This window comes from Alteromonas sp. Cnat2-8 (assembly GCF_022348355.1).
In the GTDB taxonomy this organism is placed as follows: Bacteria; Pseudomonadota; Gammaproteobacteria; order Enterobacterales; family Alteromonadaceae; genus Alteromonas; species Alteromonas macleodii.
In genome coordinates, this window is record NZ_JAKREX010000006.1 from 49,608 (window position 1) to 71,926 (window position 22,319).

Here is a 22,319-nt window from a genome sequence, read left to right on the forward strand (position 1 = left end):
GGGATGATCTATCTCATTTAAGCGACATAGTGTTTGAACGGCAGTGGTTGTCCATTCGTATAAATGCTAATGTTTGGTTGTTGGTATTCGGTTTTTCTTTTTCTCATAAAGAGATACATGAAAGTAGAGGCGGGTTGTAATCGAAATTTTACTGTATTTTTTAAACAACCCAGTGCTTGTAGACTGACTTTTATTCAAACGCAGCATTTTCTAGGATTTATAGGAGCTCGTCGATGTCTCGGTATTTAGTTTTACTTACAGTCTTTTTATTTGCGGGCTGCACAATAGTCCCAGATAGCATAGAAGTGCCTGAAGGAACGCAGCTAGTTAGCTATTCGAAAGCGGTTACGTCGGGGGCGAACGCGCAAGGCCAAAAGGCCAGATGGGGAGGAATGATTGTTGGTGTTGAAAATAAGCCCAACAAAACGTTCATTGAACTCGCTCATTTTCCGCTAAATCATTATGGCAAGCCTTCAACAAATGGAGAGACGTCGGGTCGATTCAAAGTACAAATTGATGGCTTCGTCGACCCAATTGTTTTTGAAGAAGGGCGTGCGGCAACGTTTCTAGGTACAGTTACCGCTCCAACTGCGGGCATGGTGGGTGAGCAGCCCTACATTTATCCGACGATCATTGCCGATGACTACCACATGTGGAGGAAGCAAGAGGTTTATGATGTAAATACTTACTTCTTCAATTACCACACAGGTTGGTATTCACCCTTTTATCGCTTCAATGGCCCTTGGATGTATCCGCATTTTAATCGAACGCGCGTAATTCGTTACGAAAATGCGCCGAGCAAGGCCACGCTTCCTTCTAAATCTAAGTCTACACGAAGCAAGACAAAAGCAACGATACAGCCCGCAAGGCAGGATAAAGCGAAGTAAAAATCTCATCATGGAGGCGGCAAAATATTGCCGCCTTTTTTTTATTTTTAGGACGGTCATGGAAAGCGCGCGGCGATTTATTGCCGCAAAGGATGAAAGATGATTGAAACAGAATTTAACATTGGGGCATTACATTTAGCTGCGTTAGATAATCAAGGTGCCGGCAAAGTCGTACTTGGTTTACACGGCTACTTGGATAACGCAGAGAGCTTACGGCTGTTAGCACCCTACCTACAAACTCACCGCTTGATTGCGCTAGACCTAGCTGGTCATGGTCGTTCTGGTCACCGTGCACTAGGCGCACATTACAATCAAGCTGATTACCTGCAAGACCTTTATGCGCTAATAGAATCTCAAGAGTGGGAAGAAGTCATTTTATTAGGACACTCTCTCGGCGGAATACTAGCGAGCCTTTTCGCCGCACTTTTTCCGGAAAAAGTCACTGCTGTAATAAGTATTGATGCTTGTGGGCCGCTTACCGAAACTGAAGAAACAACCGCAGCACAAATGCGTGACGCAATAATGAGTCGTCACGCGAAGTCGCGAAATAAACTGCGAATCGTTGATTTAGACGACGCAGTTAAAGCCAGGTGCAAGGTATCAGATATTCCTGCCGAACACGCGCGTTCTATTTTATCGAGAAATTTGACCCAAGATGCAGGGGGACATTGCTTCTGGTCGAGCGACCCGAAGCTTCGTACAAAATCTACACTAAGACTCACAGAAAAGCAGGCAGAATCGCTAATGCGTGCTATTGTATGCCCAATTCTTTTTATTGGTGCATCTAACAGTTTTAAAAACCTTGAGACTGTTTTCCCCAATCGCAAGGGGTGGTTTTTAAATGCGCAATACGAACAATTAGTAGGCGGCCACCATATTCACATGGAAAATACTGACGATGTAGGGGTATTAATTCGTCATTTTGTTGAGCAATTGTAAATTGTGCCGTTTATTTTTTTTTACACATCCTATACTATTCGCAAGTTATCAGACCAGTTATATAAGTGCAGCTCCCCATGCGCTTATAAAATAGTATAAGAATAAAGTAGAGGAGGTTTTGGTGGAAAAAACCTGGCTTAAGCATTACGACCCTCGCGTTTCCGCAGAAATTGATGCCGATCGTTACGCATCTGTAGTCGACATTTTCGAGCAGTCGGTAAAGAAGTTTAAAAACAAAGAAGCCTTCATTAATATGGGGCATTCAATCACGTTTGAAGAGTTAGATACTTTATCAGCTCAGTTTGCTGCTTATTTGCAAGCAAGCGGACTAAAACGCGGTGATGCTGTGGCAATCATGATGCCCAACCTTCTTCAATACCCTGTTGCCATGTTTGGTATTCTGCGCGCAGGGATGGTTGTGGTTAATGTAAATCCTCTCTATACAGCTCGTGAGTTAAAGCACCAACTAAATGATGCTAATGCAAAAGCCATCGTTATTGTTGAAAACTTCGCGTGTACTCTAGAAGAAGTCATCGCAGATACAAATCTACAAGAAGTCTTTCTGACCGCTTTAGGCGATATGCTTCCGGCACCTAAGCGCTGGATTGTGAACGCAGTTGTGAAGTACGTTAAAAAGATGGTGCCTTCGTTTAATTTACCTGAAACGACATCGTTTATGTCGGCAGTTAAAAAAGGGCAATCCCTTGAATATAAACGCCCAGATATTGATAGCGGTGATTTAGCGTTTCTTCAATACACAGGTGGCACAACGGGTGTTTCTAAAGGTGCCATGCTTACTCATCGCAATATGGTAGCGAATTTAGAGCAAGTGTCAGGTATCTTAGAAACAGTGATTGAAGAAGGCGAAGACTTTGTTGTTACCGCGCTTCCGCTTTACCATATTTTTGCGCTACTGGCGAACTGCTTGATGTTCGTTAAATACGGCTGCCGTAACTTGCTTATCACCAACCCGCGTGACATGCCGGCTTTTGTAAACGAACTTAGCAAATATCCGTTCACCATTTTACCGGGTGTAAATACCTTGTTTAATGGCCTGTTAAATACGCCTGGATTCAGCGAACTTGATTTCAGCAAGTTTAAGTTTGGTTTAGGCGGCGGTATGGCTGTTCAACGTCCCGTAGCAGAAAAGTGGGAAAAGGTCACCGGTACAGTGCTTCTTGAAGGATACGGGCTAACAGAGTGTTCGCCTGTGGTAGCGGTTAACCCACCACAGATTGAAGCTTATAAAGGCGCAATCGGTATGCCTGTTCCTTCTACAGACATTAAGCTTCTTGATGACGACGGTAATCCTGTTGAAAAAGGTGAGCCTGGTGAAATGTGGGTGAAAGGCCCTCAGGTAATGAAAGGATATTTGAACCGACCAGAAGCAACAGAAGAAATTCTAAAAGACGGTTGGTTAGCCACAGGTGACATCGCAACGGTAGATGATGAAGGTTACTTCTATATTGTTGACCGTAAAAAGGATATGATCCTAGTTTCAGGCTTTAACGTGTTTCCTAACGAGATTGAAGAAGTGGCTGCAATGCATGAAAACATTGTTGAAGCAGCTGCGGTTGGGGTTCCTCATGAAGTCAGTGGTGAAGTTGTGAAATTGTTTGTAGTTCGAAACAGCGACTCACTTACTGAAAAAGACGTTATCGCGCATTGCCGTAATCACTTAACGGGTTACAAAGTGCCTAAGCAAGTTGTTTTCAAAGACGACTTACCAAAAACCAATGTAGGTAAAATACTGCGTCGGGAGCTTCGAGACTAATTTCGTTGAAATAGTTTTGTGAAAGCCGGCGTAAGCCGGCTTTTTTATTACTGTGCAAAAATATGCAATATCAATTAATTACAACATCTGAACAACTCGAAAAAGTGTGCACTGCCGCACAGCGTCAAGAGGCGGTAGCCTTAGACACCGAATTCGTAAGAACGAAAACCCTCACTCCTCATTTAGGCCTTATCCAGCTCTATGATGGCCATCAGCTGGTACTCATTGATCCGCTCGCCATAGACAATATGCAGCCATTTATCGATCTCATGGAGAATACCGAAGTCGTAAAAGTACTGCACTCGTGTTCTGAAGACATTGAGGCGTTCCTTACCGCCTTTGATACCGTACCAACGCCTGTGTTCGACACGCAGCTTGCGGGAAGTATTTTGGACATGGGACCGTCACTTGGCTATGCAAAGCTTGTAGAGTTGCTGTGTGATATCAGTTTGGACAAAGGGGAGTCGCGAACCGATTGGTTAGCCAGACCTCTACGTGAAGCGCAGCTTAGCTACGCAGCGAATGATGTGCTGTATTTACTGCCTTGCTACCAACAGTTAGCCAGTAAAGTACAAGAGGCGGGGAAAGTGCACTGGATTTACCAAGAGATCGCTTTGCTAGTTGATAAGAAGCGCGCTCAAATGCCTGAAGATTTTGCGTACTTAAGCATTAAGAATAACTGGCGATTGAACAGCGAGCAGCTCACCGTATTACAGGCACTAGCGGCATGGCGCTTGAATACCGCACGAAAAAAAGATCTGGCCCTAAACTTCGTGTTTAAAGAAGGGCATTTGTTTGAAGCGGCGCAGCGTCTTATCGATAGTAAATCTGGCCTTTCGCGTATTAACGGCGTGAATCATCAATCGGTACGCCGCTATGGCGACACCATCATCACGCTAATTGAAGAGGCGAGAGCAAAGTACGCGCAAACACCAGAAAAGCTCAGACTTCCGGTTGTGCTGCGGTTAATTGATATCGCCAAGTACAAAAAAACGCTGGCCGAGCTTAAAGTTATCAGCGACCAGATAGCGAAAGACAATGCTGTAAATAGTGATGTTATTGCCTCTAAAAAACAGCTGAATCAACTGTTAAAATGGTACTGGTTTTCGGTTGATGAGACCCGCGTGCAGGGACTAATGCCCGATGTACTGTCGACGTGGAGAGAGCCATTGTTTCGCTCTCACGTAACTCGACTACTTGGCGACGCTCCGGCCCAATAGTGCCTTAAAAGCAATATGGGTGAGCAGTATTGGCGAGAGGTGTATGTTCTCTGGCCAATTCAATCTGCATAGTGACCCCAAAAGAACTAAACAAACGAATTAAGAAAGAGTAAAAATTCTATGTTATGCGCAGTTTATAAAACGCGAAAGAAAGACGGCATGTATTTGTACGTGCCAAAGAAAGACCATTTTGAAGACGTGCCAGAGCCGCTTATGGCAAAGTTTGGTCGTCCAGAGCTAGTGACTATCATCGCCCTAGAAAAGCGCGAGAAACTTGGCATGGTTGATAAGCAAAAACTTATCGACGAGCTTAATGAAAAAGGCTTTTACCTTCAAATGCCGCCAAAAGAAGATAACTTGCTAGAGCAACACCGTGAATCTCTTGGGCTGTCAAAAACGCCCGATAAGAAGTTTTAAATTTCCATGTTATTAAAGACTCTAAACCGCTTAGTTAACCGAATTACCTTTATAGCTAAGCGTAAAAACCGTAGCTTATTTCCTCAACCGCGCAATATTGCCCTAGTTTTATCGAGTATAACCTTAAGCTTTTCACTGACAGTTCATGCCGAAAATCAGCCAAGTAATGACAGTGGGCTTAGTGAGACGGGCTTCAAAAGCTACGTTGCTCAACTGAAAAAAGAAGCGGCCGAAAAGGGCATAGATAAGACTAAATTAGATTTAGCGTTTGCTGACATTACTTTCAGGCCCACGGTGGTCAAGTCTGACAAAAGCCAGCCAGAGAAAAAAATTACGTTAGATGATTATCTAGCAACGCGAGTACCCGACTGGAAAGTGAAGCAGGCGGTTGAGCAGTACAATGAACACAAAGTACTGCTTGACGAAATTGCTCAGAAATATGGGGTTCAGGCCCGCTTTATTGTTGCGCTGTGGGGTAATGAGTCTAACTTTGGTAAAATTCAGGGCAACTTTAGTGTGCTGTCTGCACTGGCATCTTTGGCGTATGAAGGGCGAAGAGAAAAGCTGTTTAAAGACAATTTTTTTGCGGCACTTCAGATTCTAGATGAAGGGCATATCTCTGTAGAGGCGCTTAAAGGCTCTTGGGCCGGTGCGATGGGACAAACACAGTTTATGCCCATATCCTTTCTAAATTACGCAGTGGACTACGACGGCGACGGCAGAAAGGATATTTGGGGGACCAAGGCAGACGTATTTGCGTCAATCGCCAACTATCTATCATCTGAAGGTTGGGATAGTGAAGGGACGTGGGGACGCCAAGTAATACTAACCAAACCAGTACCTTTTTCAGGGTTAGCGAAATCTAACATGAAGCCGTTGGCCTTTTGGCAGCAGAATGGCGTCAAGCGCTACAACGGAAATGAACTCCCCAATGCAGAAATTAGTGCATCGCTTATTATGCCAGATGGTGAGCAAGGCCGAATTTACTTGGTGTATAACAATTTTCACACACTGATGAAGTGGAACCGCTCGTCTTACTTTGGCGTTTCGGTTGGGTATTTATCAGAGCGGATAAAACGAGGTTACTAATGGCTTATCGTCACATCGATTCTCAAGGCAATGAAATATCACTACCCGTTAGTAAAGTAGTGTGTATAGGTAGAAATTACCTCGACCACATTCAAGAAATGAATTCTACCGTATCTGAAGCACCCTTGCTGTTTATGAAGCCAAAGGCTGCCTTATGTTATATGCAGAAGCCTATTGCCATTCCTACCGACAAAGGCGAGTGTCACAACGAGCTTGAAGTCGCTGTGCTGCTAAAATCATCATTGAAGAATGCGAGTGTAGATGACGTAAAAGCCGCGATATGGGGTATTGGACTTGGTCTCGATTTAACCCTTCGCGAGGTTCAAGCCGAGCTTAAAAAGCAAGGCCAGCCTTGGGAAAGAGCGAAGTCTTTTGATAACAGTGCACCGCTGTCAGGCTTTGTGCCGTTAAGTGAAATAGAAAACTTGGAAGACCTGCGTTTTACCTTAACCATAAACGGGGTGGTTAGACAGCAGGGACATACCGAGCTGATGCTACACAAAATCATCCCACTTATCGCTCATATGTCATCTATATTTACGTTAGACAGCGGCGACGTGATCCTAACGGGCACGCCCAAAGGGGTAGGTAAGCTTTGCTCACAAGATACGATTGTTGCAACGCTAGATAATCATTTAACCGTGGAAACTGAGGTAATAGCAGAATGACGGCAGCGTTTTGGGAAACCAAATCTTTAGAAGAGATGACCCAAAAGGAATGGGAATCACTTTGTGATGGATGTGGTAAATGTTGTCTGCAAAAATTTATCGATGATGACGCGGTAGAAGAATACGAAGTCACCGATCATATTAACGATAATGAGAAGATTCACTATACCAATATTGTGTGTACGTATTTGAACACAAAAAAATGTGAATGTACCCAATATGAAAGGCGAACAGAGCTGGTGCCTGATTGCGTGAAGCTGACAAAAGAGAATCTGAAGGATATCTTTTTTATGCCTAATAGCTGCACCTATCGCCGTCTTTATGAGGGAAGGGGCATACCATCGTGGCACCCATTGTTAAACAAGGGGAAGAAACACGTGATGCACGCAAAGGGCATGTCGGTACGCAACAAGACTGTTTTTGAAACCGATGTGGATTTAAATAACTTTGAAGACTATATAGCCATTTGGCCTTTAGAAGACTTAGATTAACGCGCAGAACGCGCGTTAATCGCCATTAACAATCGCATAAAGCAACGCATCGCGCCCGAATACGCGTTTGCGACAAAGCCCTTCTTTTGTACCACCAATTCGCTCTGCTACACGTATACTTGCCTTGTTGTTAGGCTCTATAAAGCATTCCAATCTATGCAAATTCATTTGAGAGAACGCAAGTTTCTTCAAGGCTTCACAAATCGCGGTAGCTAAACCTTTTCCGCATGCGTCTGGTCTGAGCCAGTAGCCAAGGTTAGCGGTAAGGTGCGTGTGGTGAATGTGGTTGATAATGCCCATACCTAAGCATTTTTCTTCGTGCATTAGTAAGTAGGTAAGTCCATATCCTGTATCTCGTGCCTTTTCCATGTTGGTGATGCACTGCTTGGACAGTGCAGGCGTAACAGGGCAAACCGCTGAACCAAACCAAGGTTTTACGTGATGGATAGACTGTTGTCCAGCCTCACAAAGCGCATAGCAGTGTTTCTCTGCAATGCGCTGAATGGAAATGGGGCCTTGTTCCGTATGTATCGGAGGTAGGCGAGACGGTAGAATGGATAAGTCGATCAAAAGGGTTTCTTATCCAATAATCGACATGCAAACACAATAGCGAACACAGCAAAGTAGGCAGCAAAAATAATTTGCATCCACTCAGCCATTCCCATAGACAAAAACTGCCACGAATCTTCTAAACAGTCACCTTCAGCAGCAAATACAGCGGGTAGCCACTCGTGAAGTTGTAACCACGAAGGGAAGTTTGGCACAATTTCACAGCTGGCAAAAAATGGGTTCGCAGCATTGAGAATGCCAACGTGCTCTTTGGCAATTAAGAAGCCCCATCCTGAAGATACAGCCCAGCCAGCGAAACCAAGCATGCGAGTAAAGCCATTGTTTTTAATAACGACAATAAGTGCTGACAACACAATACCGTACATGGCGGTTCGTTGATAAATGCACATAATGCACGGCTTTAAACCCATGCCATACTGAAAGTAAAGCGCAGCAATTTCTAATGCCAATGATGTGGCGAAAAGCACAAGCCATGAAGACTTGTGCTCTGCCCATTGGCTAATGCTGTGAATGATTCCGCGCATAGACTAGTGACCTACCGCTTGAGCACCCGCTTCAGCAGCGGTGTGGTGTTCAATGAGGTGCATGTCGTAAAGCACCTGAGTAGCATCAGCAAGTCCAATGTAAGTTGCTAACAAACCAACAATGGTCAGCACGATGGTATATGGCAATGCCATCATAACCATACGGCCGTACGACAAACGAAGCAGTGGCGCGATGGCTGAGGTCAGCAAGAATAGGAAAGCAGCTTGACCGTTTGGTGTCGCCACACTGGGTAAGTTGGTTCCCGTATTGATTGCTACAGCAAGCATATCATACTGGTCACGTGTGATTTGACCGGCCTGTAGAGCCGCTGTGACTTCAGTGATATAAACAGAGCCCACAAACACGTTGTCACTCACCATCGAAAGCACACCGTTAGCAAGATAGAACATAACCATTTGCGTTTCGCCTTCAAACGACAGTACCCAATGGATTACCGGCTGGAAAAGGCCTTGGTCAATGATAACGGCTACTACACCAAAGAATACGCAAAGTAATGCGGTAAATGGCAGTGCTTCCTCGAACGCTTTTCCAAGTGCGTGTTCTTCGATAACACCGCTCATAGAAGTAGCAAGTACAATAACTGACAGACCAATAAGACCCACTGACGCCATGTGCGTAGCAAGACCAATGATTAACCAAACACCTATTAGTGCTTGTACTACCAGCTTAGCGGTTTCACGCTTACTGCGGCCCTTGTCCATATGGTCGTTATAGTCGACCAAAATCTGTCTTACCGCTGCAGGTAATTTTGCGCCGTATGAAAACATACCGGTTTTTTCCAGAATTACGGTAGTAAGTAGTCCAAATACGAATACTGGGATAGTAACAGGTGCCATACGGATGAAAAATTCAACGAAGTCCCAGCCAGCCTTGTCTGCAATAATCAGGTTCTGTGGTTCGCCTACCATGGTCATAACACCACCAAGGGCAGTACCTACCGCTGAGTGCATCATAAGGTTGCGTAGGAAAGCTCTGAAGTCTTCTAAGTCGTGGCTACCTAACTCATCGTCGCTAGTGTGGTCGTGATCAGAGTGAAATTCCTTGCCCGACGCTACTTTGTGATAGATAGAGTAAAAGCCCAGACCTACACTGATTATTACTGCAACAACCGTTAATGCGTCGAGAAACGCCGATAGAAATGCAGATGCAAAAATAAACGATAGGGATAAAATTAGCTTGTTGCGAACCTTAATCACCAATTTGGTGAACAAGTACATAAGCAGGTCTTTCATGAAGTAAATGCCCGCTACCATGAATACCAGTAGCAATAGCACTTCTAAGTTAACTTCAATCTCATGCATCATATGGCCAGGCGATGTCATGCCTATAAACATCGCTTCGATGAGCAGCAGGCCGCCTGGTTGAAGCGGGTAACATTTCAATGCCATCGCTAAGGTAAAGATGAATTGGATTACAAGCGTCCAGCCCGCTACATATGGGTCCACCATAAAGATAAAGGGATTAACAATGAGAAAGGCAATAATGGTTTTTTTATACCAGTCGGGCGCATGTCCCAGGAAATTCTTATAGATCGCCGCGATCATTGAGGTTTGCATGAGTTCCTGTTCCTTTTACAACAAAGCACGCATTTTTGCGCATCTTTATACTGTGTAGTTCCGGTTATTGCATACATAAACTGCTGGCGCTATGCGATTTATTTCGCCTTACCGCGGTTTTGCTGCTGTCATTATAGTCGGAAATTAAGCGTACATGATATTAACGTCTTGAGAAAGCAATTCACAGACCCCACCATGTGAAAGTCACTGAATATTTATCACTTTTTTTATGATAGTTATCATTGAATTTGAAAATACGTAATATTTCGAACATAAAATGTACAAGCAGTGTTTAATGGTGTTTGAAATAACACTTTAATTTTAACAAGTTGTTAAAACCTTTAGTGGACGAGGCATAATTCATTGTGATAATAAAACAGCATCTGGTACAATCAGTTGCAAAATAACAATAACGTGCAGGCGATTAGTTATGATTTATAAGGCACAGAGTCCAGCTGGATTCGCCGAAGAATATATTGTTGAATCTATTTGGAGTGGAAGATTTCCACCTGGCACCATTTTGCCTGCAGAAAGAGAGCTTTCTGAGTTAATTGGTGTAACGCGTACTACACTGCGTGAAGTACTTCAGCGTCTAGCTCGTGATGGTTGGTTAACAATTCAACACGGCAAGCCGACCAAGGTTAACAATTTCTGGGAAACGTGTGGGTTAAACATTTTAGAAACTCTCGCTCGTTTAGACCAAGAAGGGATCCCTGAACTGGTTGATAATTTATTAGCAGCGCGCACTAATTTAAGTGCGGTTTTCATTCGAGGCGCAATTCGAAACAACCCTCAAGAGTCTGCTGCAATTATTGCCCGTTATAAAAATGTGGAGCAAGAAGGTTTAGCTTTTGCCCAGTTCGACTATCAAATGTCACATGACTTGGCGTTAGCGTCTAACAATAACGTATTTGTTTTGATGATGAACGGTTTCCGTGGTTTGTACTCGCGTATTGGTGGCTATTTCTTCTCGCACCAACAAGCACGCGACGTGGCAAACAAGTATTACGCAGACTTGCTTGATGTTGCTGAGAAAGGCGAATACGACCGTGTCCCTGTAGTAGTTAGAAAGTACGGTATAGAAAGTGGAAAGGTGTGGCTTGCTATTCGTGATGACATGCCTAAGGATTTGGTCGACTAAACACTAGGATGCCAAAGGCTGTTGGTTTCCATACGACGGCTTTTACAATAAACAACAAAAGCGCCGCATTATTTCTGAATATGCGGCGTTTTTTTATCGCTTTCTACTAACGCTCGTTGGTGAATTTACAGCGATGAAACACAGTTTCACATATCTTGTAACATTTTAACCCTTACTTAGTCTCATTCGCGTTAAGTAACGCTAGACCCTAAATCGTAATTATATATACTCACTTTACTTATAAACTTCGCTTAGTTTAGCTGCTTTCTTAAATCTTCAATGATCAAAAGTCGATTGTCTTCAATCGCTTGGCGGTAAACAAAGCGCCAATAAAAGTGCACAACAGGAATAATAATGAAATATCTATGGATAGCACTTGCCGCAGGTGGCTTGGTAGCAGGCTGTGGCGTCGAAAACAAAACTGAAAATCCTCAACAAGTAGCTGAAAGTGCAGCGCCATCCGTTATGCTAAATACTCAAGTAAGTGCGCCTGTGGCGAAAAAAGTGCCGCATGAAATGACCGCGCATGGTGTCACCCGTAATGACAATTACTATTGGATGCGTGATGACTCCCGCACCGACGAAGAGATATTGTCCCATTTAGAACAAGAAAACAGCTATGTTGAGACTGTTTTGGCTCCTCTTAAGAAAAACCGAGAAGCGCTTTATGAGGAGCTCGTGTCTCGGATTGAGAAGGACGACTCAACCGTTCCCGTTCTCGACAATGGTTACTGGTACTACACCAGCTACTCAGGTGAAAACGAGTATCCTATTTATTTAAGAAAACCTTCACTTGACGCTGAACCGCAAGTATTGCTTGATGCAAACCGAATGTCTGAAGGGCATGATTATTTCAGTATTGGCAGTTACGCGGTGAGCAGCAACAACAAGTTGCTTGCGTATTCTGAAGATACGCTTAGCCGACGCATCTACACTGTGTATGTCAAAAGCCTAGAGAGTGAAGAAAAGCTTGATGACATTTTAGAAGGTACGTCTGGAAGTGTAGTTTGGGCGAACGATAATACCCACCTCTTTTACGTGAAGAAAGACCCGCAGACTCTTTTAGGATACCAAGTCTATCGCCATAAATTGGGCACGTCTCAAAGCGAAGATGTTTTAGTTTATGAAGAAAGCGACCCTACCTTTTATACCTATATCAGTAAAAGTAAAGACGATAGTGTCATATACATTCACCATGACAACACCGAAAAAACAGGTGTGACTTTGATTGATGCGAATAACCCAACGTCTCAAACAAAAGTATTCTTGCCCATTGAAGACGGACAAGAATACAGTGTAGCAAAAGCGAGTGACGGTTATTTTGTGTTGACCAATATTGGTGCGAAGAATTTTAGAGTGATGAAAGCACCATTAGACACCACTAACGATGTGTCGAAATGGCAAGAAGTGATTGCACATCGTCCAAACGTTTTCCTTCAAAGTATTGAAGTAATGAACAACCACTTAGTGGTTAAAGAAAAAGAAAACGGCATGCTGCGCTTGGTCGTTCACAATCTAACGTCAAACGAAGAGAAAGTTATTCCAACTCAAGACCCAATTTACGGTGCGTATTTTAATGCAAACCCTGAAATGGATACCAATAAGCTTAGAATTTATTACAGCTCGTTGACCACGCCTGGTTCTATCATTGATATCAACTTAGATACCCTTGAAAGCGAGGTGATGAAACAAACCCGTGTATCTGACACCTTTGACTCTTCTCTCTATGCCTCTGAGCGCGTGATGATTGAAGCGAGAGACGGTACGTCGGTTCCCGTTTCGTTGGTTTATCGCAAAGATAAGTTTAAGAAAGACGGCACCAATCCATTATATCAATACGCCTATGGCTCATACGGTTCGACTGTAGACCCAACGTTTAGAAGCAGCTGGTTGTCTTTGATAGACAGAGGTTTTGTTGTCGCGATCGCACACATTCGCGGAGGTCAAATGTTGGGGCGCGAGTGGTATGAAGACGGCAAAATGCATCAGAAAATAAATACCTTTACTGACTTTATTGACGTTTCAAAAGGACTTGTGGCAAAGCAGTATGTAGACAAAGACCGCGTCTTTGCTATGGGCGGCAGCGCGGGTGGCTTATTAATAGGCGCAATCGTAAATATGGCACCTGAACTCTATCAAGGTGTGAGCGCGCACGTTCCATTTGTTGATGTAGTGACCACGATGAGCGATGCGTCTATTCCGCTGACTACCGGCGAATATACCGAGTGGGGTAACCCAGCCAACAAAGCTGAGTTTGACTATATGCTTTCCTACTCGCCTTACGATCAGATTGAAGCAAAAGACTATCCACATATGTTGGTTACAACCGGACTACACGACTCACAAGTGCAGTACTTTGAGCCAATGAAGTGGGTGGCGAAGCTAAGAGAATACAAAACAGACGATAATTTACTGCTATTCAAAACCGACATGGAAGCGGGTCACGGTGGAGCTTCAGGACGTTTCAAACGATTCGAGTCTACCGCGCTTGAATATGCGTTTGTATTGCATCTTGCAGGTGTTCCACTCTAACTCTACACCCACCTTTTTAAAACCAGTCTCCTCTGGTATTTCGCCCGAACAAGTTAGCGCTTTTTCGGGCATTTTTATGTTTTTTGTGTTTTTAGTATGCGGATTCTAATTGTTAATCGTAAAGTAAAGCCATGGTGTTGAAATACACTCTCATTTAGCATTCATAGGAGCTGAACATGACGACTACTGACACAATTAAAGGTAAAATCAACGAAGCCGAAGAAATGGCACGTAAAATTTGGTTAGCAGGCTTAGGCGCTTATGGCAAGAGCGTTGAAGAAGCGCAGGGGCGTTACGAGAAGCTAAGCGAAGAAGCGAACAAAATGTTTGACGAGCTAGTGACAAAGGGCGAAACGCTAGAAGAAGACGCAAAGAGTAAGTTCAAATCTACGACTAACGATGTTGAAAATCGCGTTGCGGACGTGCGCAAGAAGCTTGGCCTTGATTCAGAGCCAGCTGATCAGCGCATCGAAGAGCTTTCAGCAAAAATCGATGCCTTGACTGAAGCGGTTGCAAAGCTAGCTGCCAGCAAGTAAAACGGTTTTCCTTCCGGGCACCATTTTGTGGTGCCCTCCATGCAGTTTTCATAAGCTTTTCAGTGCTGAAAGCGCGTTTTAAAAGCTGCAATTGAGTGACAGCGAAGCATTTTTACAAAGTTCAATGACTGTAGAAACCGTTTTATGCTGTCATGCTTAGTAAATCTCCGTATTGGAGGCGTTATGAGCAACAAAAAAATTCCATCTACAGAATCTGTGTCGACAGTCGATCAAGATTCATCAGTACTTAACGGTACTGCTACTTCACCTCTTAAATCGTCACCTCTATTTGGTTGGCTTTACGCTGGCTCAGATTTGTTATCGGCGAAATTAGATCACGCTGCAGGCGTTGTTAGTCAGAAAATTGATGACACGCAAGAAACCATAAATTCGATGCAGGCGAGAGGGCTTGAGGTTGAAAGCGAGTTAAGACGAACACTTAATCCCTTTGCCTTGGTTGATGCTGCTCAGAAATTAGTGGCGTCAACGCCGCTTTTTTCTGCATTCTCAGGCGGCCAGAAGCGCCAGCAAAAAGAGCAGCAGCTTGAACTATTAAGCGCAAAAGTTGACTTGCTTGTAGAGCAGGTCGCCCTTTTAGCAGCAAAAGAGGCTGCTAAAAAAGCCGAGGCTAAAAGCGCTGCTAGCAAGACTGCAGCGCCCAAGAATACCTCACCAAAGTCTACGCAAGCAACGAGGAGTACATCGACAAAGTCGTCTTCGACCACTTCTTCAACTTCTCGTGCTCGCAAAGCCAGTACAACCAAATCGGCAGCTGCATCATCAAGTACGACTAAAAAAGCTTCTGCGGGAACAACTAATAAGCGTACTGCGGCCAAATCGACAACTACTAAGAGTGCGGCACAAAAGAAAGCGGCTAGTGCAGAAGCAACGTCGACTAAGAGCGCGACTGATACAACCAAGAACGACGAATAAAAGCACTTCCTAAAGATAAACCTCGCTTTCGGCATGAGCGCCAATTAACTACATACGTGGTTAATTGGCGCAGCTTCGTCCAGAAACGCTTTAGATAGACATAGTGATAGCTGTAGCTAAGTTTAGTTTTACATTTTCTTGAGAGGTGTTTTGTAGAAGTTGTACTATGAGCTTTTATTGAAGTGAAACTTCAATTTTTCCATTACAAACTTCACGTAACTAAGCCCACTATTTATTTTTCGCCCACAAATTCTGATGCTTTTTAAAACCGAAGAAGTCATAGGGTTCCCAGAAACTCGGTACTAAATCGTCAAGTGCGTCCGGAGTAAAGTTGCTCGACAATTGACTCATAATTTCACTTAGTCTGTCTTTTCCTACGCGCATGAGTTTCTTGCGGTTAGCTGGGAAATAAAGGTTTCTTCCTTTGGGAATGATTTCTTGCGTACCGCTGGTAATGTACTTCTGATTTCTTGTTACCACTTTACATAAAGGCTCAGCTGGATTTGCAGGGTTGAGACCGATCACTATTGCACATTCGTACTGGTCCTTTTCATGACCTTTCTCATTCATCGGTATGTAGGTAATGCCGAACCCTTGTGGGAAATACCCGACAAGCTCAACAAAATCCTGCGCTAACTGCTTATTTAAGCCGCCTTTTTTCGCTAATTGTTCAATGAGCATGTAGCCTTTAGGCAAGCTCATACGTGAGTAGTCAGACTTAGTTGAAAGCACAATCGAAACATAAATTTGAGGGATCTTTACAATTTCTCCCAGCCCCGTTTTCGATACAAATGCATCTTTTACCAGCTGCTGCAAAAATTCATTGGCCTCTTTGTGAGTTTGAACAAAGCGATCCCTTTCTTCTTTGTTGTTTCCTACATACTTAGGTAGGCCTAACCCCTCAGATAAGTACTTTAAAGTGAAGTGATAGTTTAGCTTCAGAAGATCCTTTCGCTGCGACTCTTCCAGCAAACGAAATTCGTCTAAATCGCCATTTTCCCCTTTCAAGATGGTAAGTGCGGCAGGGCTTTGCAGGCCAATATCTTGAAGTAACGCTGCGGTTATTAGCGGTCGTCCAAGCTCAGTTTTCCATTTATCGCGCCAATATCGGTTCCCACGAAACCGGGATGCAGCTTCGCGATACTTCGAGAGATATTTGTGAGCAATCGTGTCGTGCTCTAAAAGCCTATCGACTAAGCGCAGTGTAAGCACCGCTTTGTAGAGCGGTTTGAAGCGCATGTGCACACGTGCAAAGTTGCCCTCTGGTCCTCGTGTGAGCAGCATAAGTGTACCAAGTAACTTAGCGCTAAGCTGTTGTGTTTCTTGCCAGTTATCGCCCTCACAAAGCTCAATAATTTTGGTGCTTACAGCGTCAAGCCGCTCTATCCTTGCCAGACGCTCTTCTTCAAGCTTTTCAGTGCTGTTTGATATTTGCTTGGTCAGTTGCTCTGCAAGCACCTCTTTGTTTTTATTTCCCTCAATTTTCTTAAGCTGAGCTTTCAAGTCTTCAATGTGCTGCTCAAGAGAGGGGGTAAGCGAAAAATAGTGACTCGCATCCTCGAACACCGAACCGTAGCCCGTTTCTTGAGGATAAATCATATTGATTAGTTGTTTTACTTGCTGCGTGTAAATGCTGTCGGGGTTTTGGCTTTGTGCGCTCACCGTTTTCCTTTCAAAAGATGCTGCGAATTGCCATTACTTTGCTATTGGCAATTCAAGACAGGTCAAGCGACGCACACGCTATCTTACTTCGTGCCCAAGCTCTACTGCCTCACGTTTTTTCAATTGGCCTAAATGATACCGTAAATTTTCGCTAATTTTGGTATTTCTTTTAATAACATGAAGTTGCGGCCATGATGCCCGTTCTCCACTGACAATCAACTGATTGATGCTTTCGCGCGTTGGATTAGACAACACCTGCGATAAATTTCTAATTTGGCGCTTGGGTAAAATATTGATGTTACCTACGTATTGCTGATCAATGATAGAACGAACTTTATGAATAGCCAATTTGGCACTTTTATTACCGGTTAATCTTTCAATGATATCAATGGCGAAAATACTGTTAGTTTTCGCTAGTTGGCCAAGATGGCGCGCAGACATGTCCCACAGCGAATTGGGGTCAATGCGGTTTGCGGAAATGAATGGCACTGCCAACGGGTTTGTTTGGCTCACGATACTGTGATTGACGCCATATAGCCTCGCTAAGCGCTCGAAGGGAAGGTCGGCCATTAATGAGCCATCGGCAAAACGACGGTTGGGAATATAAGGCACAATATCGCCCGAGGGCGTTTTCGCTCGTAACTGTACAGGGCTAAAAATGATGGGAACTGCACAGGATGCACGTACCGCTTGAGTAATAATTGCGTTCGGTGAGGTTTTAGCATTTAACAAGCGCGAATGTTGATGGAGGTCGGCAGGGGATACCGTCACAGTAATGTGTCGACCTGTTTTCTTAAAGGCTTCCTCAAAAGTGGTAAGGTCGAAAAGTTCAATCAGCGCATTTTCGAGCACGGAACTATCAAATAGCCCTTTCTTTCCAAGACCGGCAAAGCTTCGCCAGTGTTTAAAAGTCTCGTAAATAAAGTCGGCGCTGAGTGCTTCTAATAATTGGTCGTGAGTTCGTGTACCCAACATGGCTGCGATGATAGAACCAGCGCTAGAGCCAGACACTACGGTAGGTAACAAATTCTTTTCGTTTAATGACTTAACCACGCCAGCATGGAAAAAGCCTAAGCCTGCGCCACCTGAAAGCATAAGGCAGCTGCGCCCGAAGGCGTGTGCAGTCTCTTCAAAAAATGACAGTTTCTCGTAGAAGTCTACGTCTTGTTCATCGGCGTGATAAATTTGTTCTAGCGCCAATATCACTTCGTCAATAAACTGTTCAATAAGATATTTAGTGCCTATTTTACACTGGGTAAGTAATACGGGGTTGGCAATATTGCCTAAATTGCCGTGTAGCCCCTCGTGCAGAATCGACATAAGCGCATGTAAATCGCCTTTGCTTCTGGCAAGCTGTAGGCGCTGAACTCGTTTGCGAATTAGTTTGTAGTCGTAGTCATCGCTAGCGTCTTCGGCTTTCCATTCCTCAGCACCAGACAATGCATCGTGCGCTAAGCACGCGGCCTCATATTCATCATAATTGCCTGCATGCTCGATTTCATGTTCAAGCTTTTTTAACCGCAAGTCGAATACTGCCATGACGAGTACCTATTTTTGATTGATGAGGGCTGTGCCTTCTACTCATTTGAAAAAGTACACTGACCCGAAAAACACCAGCAAAACGATAGTTTTCACTTAGAACGCAGTTCTCAAAAATTACAGGTCATTAAATGTCCATATAACGAAGACTCAAAGCAAGGGCATGAGAACAGCGGTTCATACACTATTTTGAGTGTATGGCGTAAATTTAGAATTCACTACCTAATCGTTTGTTGTTGAGAAAACTGATGCACTTTAGGTGAATCACACAAGGTCAAACGTTCTAACTTTTAGACTTTCATTTAGCTGTTTTCAATCAACAATTAGCAGTAATTTTGTTTTTTACATTGACCATTTCATAAGCACTCAGTAGCCTGAGAGAGAAAATAATTATGTGGATCTCTTTTTTGTAGTATGGAATGGAACTTTGAAACGCTGAGTCTGCTATCAATTCCTTTAATTAGCGCTATCGTTGGGTGGCTAACCAACTATCTGGCGGTAAAAATGATGTTTTACCCCATTGAATTCGTCGGTATTAAGCCATTCTTTGGTTGGCAGGGACTCATTCCTGCGAAGCGCCGCCAAATGGCCGAGATTGAGGTTGAGCTAGTTTTAGGCAAATTGCTGAGTGTTGAAGAATTAGCGCAGCGCTTAGATGCAGATGAGCTAACGAAGGCTATTGAGCGCCGCTTAGGGCAGGTTATACGCAAAGTTGTTAATGACGTAATGGCCGAATCAGCGCCTCAACTTTGGGCAGCGTTGCCTGTGCAAGGTAAAAATTTAGTTTACCAACGCATAGAAAACGACATCCCTAATGTGGTCCACAAAATGGTGGACGACTTCCAGCACAATGTTTCAGAAATTCTAGACATAAAAGAGCTGGTGGTAGAGCAGCTGGTGAATGCACCTGAGCTCGTTAATGAAATTTTCTTAACGGCGGGCAGCAAAGAGTTTCCGTTTATAGTGCGCTCTGGCTTTTACTTCGGTTTCCTATTCGGCTTACCAACCATGCTGCTTTGGTATTTCTACCAAGCATGGTGGATTCTGCCGTTAGGTGGGCTGCTCGTGGGTTATGCCACTAATTGGATTGCTATCAAAATCATATTCGAACCCAAACGCCCAAGAAAACTGGGGCCGATTACTATTCAAGGTATGTTTTTAAAGCGCCAAAAAGAAGTGTCCGAAGTCTATTCAAACATTATTGAAGAAAAGCTTATAACGCCTAAAAACATCACCCATGTAATCTTGCATGGTTCAGGCTCAGCCCAGCTTTTAGAACTCATTGAGCTTCATGTCAACGACGCTATTGAACGCTATGTTGCTATAGCGCAACCGTATTTTGCGTTGGGTGTGGGGTCAGAAAATTACCATAAAATGAAGGCACTAGCGGTGCGTCAGATATTTGATAATTCTGATAAGTATCTGCTTTATGCGTTTGATTACGCTAATAATGCTATGCAGATTGGGCACGATTTAAGTGAGCGCATGCAGGCGTTAAGTGTTGAAGAATTTGAAGGCGTTTTGCGCCCAGCTTATCAACAGGATGAGTGGAAGCTCATCGTAACCGGCGCTATTCTAGGTATGGTAGCTGGTATTGCTCAACTCTATCTGGTGTTTATGTAGCGTGTTTCACGAATAAAAGATTAACGCACTGGGTTGGCAAAGGATTGAACTAAATTATGAAAACCGCGCAGAAAATACTTCTCACCGCGCTAACCTTATTTAACGAGCACGGCGAAAACACTGTTACCAGTGTTGATATCGCCATTGAGCTGGATATTAGTCCGGGGAATCTCTACTACCACTTTAAAGGCAAGGACAGCCTGGTTAACGCGTTGATGAAAATGCATGAGCAGCAGATGCAGAAGATACTAAGCCGAGAAAAGCTTGATACACTTCATCCTGAAGAAATTATGTATTACCTGTATTTGCTTATAGACAGTATCCATGTATTTCGCTTTTTCTACCGTAGCCCGGCTGACTTAGCAGAGAAATATCCCAGTATCCTGCGCCCTAGACAGCACATATTGTCTAGCTTGAATAAACAATTAGCGTTTCTTTTTGAGTCACTATCGAAACGAGACATTCTTATTGCCTCAAAGGCCGACAGGGCACTTATGGTGGATTTAATGTCCTTAATCATCACACAATCTTGTCAATTTGATGAATTAAACAGCCATATGGATAGTACGATGCAGCGCTATCATGCTTTGTCGCTAATGATGGTAAGCGTATTGCCAAGGTTGGCACTGTCCGATGAGCAAAAACAGCAGTTAGAACAGATGCTCGACTCTCATGACTTTATGAGAGATGCCTCAACCCCGTCACCCCTCGACTTCGCGTAAAGGAATAGTAATGGCAAAAACGCTCAGTTTCTTAGATAAGTCATTTTGGATAACCGAGTCAGACGAGAATCCAAAACACGTAGCTTGCTTGCAGCTACTTGCCATACCTAAAGGGGCAAAAAGTACCGAATATGTCCCTCAATTATTCCAGGAAATAAGAAGCTTTGCCCGTGCTACTTCTCCCTTCAACTGTGCGGTAAAAACGGTATTGGGGTACCCGGTGGGGTTTGCGCCGGTAAAAAAGCTCAACATGGATTATCACGTTCAAATTCATCGTGTGGCTGATGTTACAAACCGCGAAGCACTCGATGCGTTTGTAGCAAGATTACATGCTTCGCGGTTAGATCCCGACAAGCCCCTTTGGCAATACCATTTCATCTTTGATGACAACAGCGAGACGTTTGCTATTTATGCGCGGGTTCATCATATGTATGGCGATGGGGCAACCTTAGTGCGCTGGTTCCAAGCGGGATATGTATCAAACTCACATGAGACTAAGTTCACACCAGTATGGGCAGTAAAACGACTGCGCCATAAGCGCAGAGAGCCTGTGAGCTTTTACAAGCGCTTAGTGGGAGTGGGTTACGCGCTTAAAACCGCGCTCGATTTGCTAATTATCTTTATTCGTATATTCATGAAAGTGCTGCGAGTGAACCCACACTATATGCCTATTCCTTTCACTGGTACGAAAACAGTGCTGACTGGACAAGTGAAAGCGGGAAGGGCTGTGGCTACCATGGACTTAGACTTTAAGCGTGTGAAAGCCCTGGCAAGGCGAACGCGCTCTACGGCAAACGAGGTATTACTATGTGCCTTCGATATTGGCGTACATAAACTGCTGCAAGACCACGGGCAAGTATTTAAAAAAGCCTTGTTCACCAATATGCCAATCAATTTGCGTAAACCCGGCGAGAAAACCACGGGCAATAAGATAGCTATTGTGCCGGTGCAGCTTGCTCACGGCGAAACTGATCCTTATTTACGCTTGCGCCAAATCGTAGTGAACCACCGCATTGTAAAACATGCAGCGCAGCACGCGCGGCCCGCAGCTTTTAGCGGCTATACCATTGTGATTCAATCGCTTGCGCTGGTCTTTGAGTGGTTAAGGCTATCTAGCGTAGTCAAACCCATTGCCAACATCTTAATCTCCAATGTACCTGGGCCAAAAGATACGCGGTATTTAAAAGATGCAGAGCTTCTGGCTTGTTACCCCATTTCTACCATGACGCCTGGTGGCGGGGTAAATATTACGCTTATGACATATGCAGGCACGGCAAATGTGGGATTAGTGTGCTGCAATAAAAATATTGAATCGCTACAGCCGTTAGCGCGCTACGTCAAAGAGGCGTTCGATATGCTTGAAGCAAGTGTGGACGATCCCAGGCTAAACATCGACGATATTGGCGAACAGGTGGATACCGTCCCTGTTTCTATTGTGTCAGATCACTAGCGTGCATTGCTTCAAACAGTAAGC

General features: G+C 44.1%; 20 protein-coding genes. 15 read left to right on the forward strand and 5 right to left on the reverse strand.

Annotated elements, in window-relative coordinates:
• Positions 1-233 precede the first annotated feature (233 nt).
• From MHN00_RS16150 to MHN00_RS16185, 8 genes are all read left to right on the forward strand, one after another.
• Positions 234-887 carry a Slp family lipoprotein gene (locus tag MHN00_RS16150; protein ID WP_014950007.1) on the forward strand — a complete coding sequence of 218 codons (654 nt, stop codon included), beginning with the start codon at positions 234-236 and terminating at the stop codon, positions 885-887.
• A gap of 99 nt (positions 888-986) precedes the next feature.
• Entirely contained in the window at positions 987-1,826 is an 840-nt protein-coding gene (locus MHN00_RS16155) for an alpha/beta hydrolase (protein WP_239301780.1), read from the forward strand.
• 121 nt (positions 1,827-1,947) lie between these two features.
• Positions 1,948-3,600: a long-chain-fatty-acid--CoA ligase FadD gene (gene fadD, locus MHN00_RS16160; RefSeq protein WP_014950005.1), complete on the forward strand. Its 1,653-nt coding sequence runs from the start codon at positions 1,948-1,950 to the stop codon at positions 3,598-3,600.
• Positions 3,601-3,662: 62 nt separating this feature from the next.
• Entirely contained in the window at positions 3,663-4,820 is a 1,158-nt protein-coding gene (gene rnd, locus MHN00_RS16165) for a ribonuclease D (protein WP_014950004.1), read from the forward strand.
• Between the two features lie 120 nt (positions 4,821-4,940).
• Positions 4,941-5,237, forward strand: coding sequence for a YcgL domain-containing protein (locus MHN00_RS16170; protein WP_239301781.1), 297 nt, complete (start codon positions 4,941-4,943; stop codon positions 5,235-5,237).
• Positions 5,238-5,243: 6 nt separating this feature from the next.
• Positions 5,244-6,326 (forward strand): lytic murein transglycosylase, encoded by a 1,083-nt coding sequence (locus MHN00_RS16175; RefSeq protein ID WP_239301782.1) that lies wholly within the window; start codon positions 5,244-5,246, stop codon positions 6,324-6,326.
• A complete protein-coding gene (locus tag MHN00_RS16180) occupies positions 6,326-6,994 on the forward strand; it encodes a fumarylacetoacetate hydrolase family protein (protein WP_014976926.1) in 669 nt (222 codons plus the stop codon). The genes MHN00_RS16175 and MHN00_RS16180 overlap by 1 nt, the downstream gene beginning before the upstream one ends.
• Positions 6,991-7,485 (forward strand): YcgN family cysteine cluster protein, encoded by a 495-nt coding sequence (locus tag MHN00_RS16185; protein WP_014950000.1) that lies wholly within the window; start codon positions 6,991-6,993, stop codon positions 7,483-7,485. Before MHN00_RS16180 ends, MHN00_RS16185 begins: the two co-directional genes overlap by 4 nt.
• Positions 7,486-7,500: 15 nt before the next feature.
• On the opposite strand, the gene MHN00_RS16190 is transcribed toward MHN00_RS16185, so the two are convergent.
• The 3 genes from MHN00_RS16190 to nhaB are packed head-to-tail and all read right to left on the reverse strand — an operon-like array spanning position 7,501 to position 10,157.
• Positions 7,501-8,055 (reverse strand): GNAT family N-acetyltransferase, encoded by a 555-nt coding sequence (locus MHN00_RS16190; RefSeq protein ID WP_101565138.1) that lies wholly within the window; start codon positions 8,053-8,055, stop codon positions 7,501-7,503.
• Positions 8,052-8,579 carry a disulfide bond formation protein DsbB gene (dsbB, locus tag MHN00_RS16195; protein ID WP_101565136.1) on the reverse strand — a complete coding sequence of 176 codons (528 nt, stop codon included), beginning with the start codon at positions 8,577-8,579 and terminating at the stop codon, positions 8,052-8,054. Before dsbB ends, MHN00_RS16190 begins: the two co-directional genes overlap by 4 nt.
• Positions 8,580-8,582: 3 nt before the next feature.
• Entirely contained in the window at positions 8,583-10,157 is a 1,575-nt protein-coding gene (nhaB, locus tag MHN00_RS16200) for a sodium/proton antiporter NhaB (protein WP_014949997.1), read from the reverse strand.
• Positions 10,158-10,587: 430 nt separating this feature from the next.
• On the opposite strand from nhaB, the gene fadR reads away from it, so the two are divergent.
• From fadR to MHN00_RS16220, 4 genes are all read left to right on the forward strand, one after another.
• On the forward strand, positions 10,588-11,298 hold the full coding sequence (gene fadR, locus MHN00_RS16205; protein ID WP_069944570.1) for a fatty acid metabolism transcriptional regulator FadR: 711 nt from the start codon (positions 10,588-10,590) through the stop codon (positions 11,296-11,298).
• Positions 11,299-11,652: 354 nt separating this feature from the next.
• On the forward strand, positions 11,653-13,830 hold the full coding sequence (locus MHN00_RS16210) for a S9 family peptidase (RefSeq protein WP_239301783.1): 2,178 nt from the start codon (positions 11,653-11,655) through the stop codon (positions 13,828-13,830).
• Between the two features lie 176 nt (positions 13,831-14,006).
• Positions 14,007-14,366 (forward strand): phasin family protein, encoded by a 360-nt coding sequence (locus MHN00_RS16215; protein WP_014949994.1) that lies wholly within the window; start codon positions 14,007-14,009, stop codon positions 14,364-14,366.
• A 183-nt stretch (positions 14,367-14,549) separates the two neighbouring features.
• Positions 14,550-15,299 carry a hypothetical protein gene (locus MHN00_RS16220; protein WP_239301784.1) on the forward strand — a complete coding sequence of 250 codons (750 nt, stop codon included), beginning with the start codon at positions 14,550-14,552 and terminating at the stop codon, positions 15,297-15,299.
• A gap of 228 nt (positions 15,300-15,527) precedes the next feature.
• On the opposite strand, the gene MHN00_RS16225 is transcribed toward MHN00_RS16220, so the two are convergent.
• Both MHN00_RS16225 and MHN00_RS16230 read right to left on the reverse strand, forming a co-directional pair.
• The gene (locus MHN00_RS16225) at positions 15,528-16,961 is read right to left on the reverse strand and encodes a hypothetical protein (RefSeq protein WP_239301785.1); all 1,434 of its coding nucleotides are present in this window, start codon (positions 16,959-16,961) and stop codon (positions 15,528-15,530) included.
• 78 nt (positions 16,962-17,039) lie between these two features.
• Positions 17,040-18,500, reverse strand: a complete 1,461-nt coding sequence (locus MHN00_RS16230; protein ID WP_187446654.1) for a DUF3336 domain-containing protein — start codon at positions 18,498-18,500, stop codon at positions 17,040-17,042.
• A 414-nt stretch (positions 18,501-18,914) separates the two neighbouring features.
• Between MHN00_RS16230 and MHN00_RS16235 the strand changes: the two genes are divergently transcribed.
• Genes MHN00_RS16235 through MHN00_RS16245 form a run of 3 tightly spaced genes read left to right on the forward strand, consistent with a single transcriptional unit; the run spans position 18,915 to position 22,295 of the window.
• Complete coding sequence (locus tag MHN00_RS16235) at positions 18,915-20,123, forward strand: DUF445 family protein (RefSeq protein WP_239301786.1); 1,209 nt, start codon at positions 18,915-18,917, stop codon at positions 20,121-20,123.
• Positions 20,124-20,179: 56 nt separating this feature from the next.
• On the forward strand, positions 20,180-20,845 hold the full coding sequence (locus MHN00_RS16240) for a TetR/AcrR family transcriptional regulator (protein ID WP_075177515.1): 666 nt from the start codon (positions 20,180-20,182) through the stop codon (positions 20,843-20,845).
• Positions 20,846-20,855: 10 nt separating this feature from the next.
• A complete protein-coding gene (locus MHN00_RS16245) occupies positions 20,856-22,295 on the forward strand; it encodes a wax ester/triacylglycerol synthase domain-containing protein (protein ID WP_014949988.1) in 1,440 nt (479 codons plus the stop codon).
• Positions 22,296-22,319 lie beyond the last annotated feature (24 nt).